This is a genomic window from Kitasatospora sp. NPDC048722, from assembly GCF_040650235.1.
Classification (GTDB): Bacteria; Actinomycetota; Actinomycetes; order Streptomycetales; family Streptomycetaceae; genus Kitasatospora.
This window is the reverse complement of record NZ_JBEZGX010000104.1, coordinates 4123-6359: the sequence shown is the minus strand read 5'-3', so window position 1 is coordinate 6359 and position 2237 is coordinate 4123. Positions and strand designations below refer to the sequence as shown.

General features: G+C 75.1%; 1 protein-coding gene. It reads right to left on the bottom strand.

Annotated features, from left to right (window positions below; translation table 11 throughout):
* Positions 1 to 196 precede the first annotated feature (196 nt).
* Positions 197 to 1549, bottom strand: coding sequence for a Tim44-like domain-containing protein (locus tag AB0C76_RS39895; RefSeq protein ID WP_359975226.1), 1353 nt, complete (start codon positions 1547 to 1549; stop codon positions 197 to 199).
* Between the last annotated feature and the right edge of the window lie 688 nt (positions 1550 to 2237).

Below are 2237 nucleotides of genomic sequence, written 5' to 3'. Positions count from 1 at the left end.
GTTCTGGCGGCCGGTTCCACGTTGTGCCGGACTGGCTTTCGGCCGGGCCGGCGCGCCGGTGGTCCGCTGCCTTCGGCCGGGCCGGGCCGGCCGGGGTGGCGGGTGTGTGGCCGGGGGTGGTGGGCTGTGCGGGGTGGCGGGTGTGTGGCCGGTGGGGCGGGGTGTGGCGGGTGTGTGGTCCGGGTGTGGGGTGTGTCTACTGCACGTCGGTGGTGGCGATGACGGTCCAGGCGTGGGCGGGGGTGTCGTCCAGGCGCAGGTCGAAGGTGAAGGTGATGGGTCTGCGCTTGTGCGGGTCACCGCGCAGTACTTGTTCGCTGCGGCGGTCGACTTCGTAGTAGACGCCCTCGGCGTCGACCGCGACGCGGAAGACGACGGGGTCGCGGGAGACCAGGGAGCGTACCGTGACGCGGGTGACGGCGGCCTGGCGCAGGACGGTGCGGCGGGCGGTGCGTAGGGGCGTGAAGTCGAGGCTGCCGTCGTTCATGACCCATTCCTCGAGGAACCGTTCGACGGCGACCTCGAGGACCGACTTGTCGAAGCGGCCGTCGAGGACGCTCAGATCGCCGGCGGCGGTGTCGGCGTCGGTGCTCCACGAGATGGTGGTGAGCGACAGGATGTCGCCGGCCCCGGTGAGCGTGTTCTTGCCGGCGACCTCGAGCACGGCCTCGCGGGCGACCTCTTTCTGGTCCCAGCCGTCCGTCTCGATGGCGCCGCTGAGGTGGTGCGCGCCTTCGGCGGCCTGTTCCAGCGACGACACGATCCATTCCCCGGCGCTGTTCTTGCGCAGTGTCCAGTACTCGACCGGGCGCGTCGAGCCGTCCTTGCGTACGGCCTGTCCGCCGTCGGCGCGGCGTACGTAGTCGTTGAGCGTCGCGGTGATCCGGAAGGTGACGGTGTCGTTCACCTCGCCCGCGCGGTTGGCGACGTCGACCAGTTCGACGAGCGGGCCGGAGACGATCTCCACGACGTTGACCTCGCCGCGTGAGGCGTAGTCGCGCAGCTCCTCGGCCCACTTGCCGTACAGCACCGGGGACAGGATCCGCTGCAGCGTGGCGTGATCGTGCCCGCTCCAGGCGCGCTGGGCCGTCTCGTACAGCCACACGGCGCGTTGTTCGAGCGCCGCGCGTTCGAAGGTCGCGTCCGTGTCGGCGATGGCGTCGACGCGGGCCGAGACACGGGCGGCGCGCTCGCGCGCCTGCGCGTCCGCGCGGTGCGCCGTGCGGTCGGAGACGGTGTTCAGGCCCTCTGCCAGTTTCGCCTTGCGGCGCCGCGACCACAGCCACAGGATCAGCAGGACCACGGCCACGATCACGAGCAGGGCGACGAGTCCGCCGCCGCCGGCCCCGAAACCGGTCCCGAAGCCGGTCCCGAAACCGCCGCCCGACCCGTGGAAGCCGCCGCCGTGGCCGCCCCCGCCCCCGCTGCCCCCGCTGCTTCCGTGGCCGCCGAATCCGTGACCGCCGCCTCCGCCGCGGGCGTGCGCGACCGTCGGGCTGCTCAGCGCGACGGCTCCCGCGAGCACACATATCCACCGGCGGACGCGCACCGGGCCCTCCCTCCACGAACCGGGGATGTTCCGGGCAAGCCTACAAGCCGGGGGTGTTCGGGAGGCGGGGAGGGCGAGGGGCCGCCCGGCAGGGGGCCGGCGGGCTTTTCCGGGCGGGATCTCGGGGCGGGGCCAAGGCCGGGGCGGGGGCCGTGGGGGCGGGTTCGTGTCCGGGACCGCCGCCCGTCACCGGGTTCCGGGGACGGCCGAAGAGGCGCCGGGGTTCCTGGCGGCCGCGTGTGTGACCGCCCCGGTCCGACAGGCCCCGCGCGCGGGGGCGGGGCCGCCGGCCGGGCGATGCACGCGGGTGGGGCCTCTCCCGTGCCGGGTGCGCCACCACCCGCGCGCCTGCGGGTGAACCGGCGACCGGTGTCCGGTGGCGGGAGCGCAGGCCGTCGCCGCCGGACACCGGCGGCTCGCGTGCAGTGCCGCCGCGCGGGCGGTGGAGGAGGAAGGGCGGGCGGCCCGGCCCGCGCCTTCGCAGCGCACCGGCTCTGCCCGCAAGAGCGTCGTGGCGAGCACGCCCGCACCGCCCGGCCACCGCCACAACAGCCGCAACAGCCGCAACCCCGTCACCGCGACGCCTCCGCCCGCCCCCCGGGGCAGAGGCCGCCCGGAGGCGAACGGGCCGAGCCGCGGTGGCTGCGCTCACCGGCGCCGTCGGCAGACGGGGCCTCACCCTCTGCCG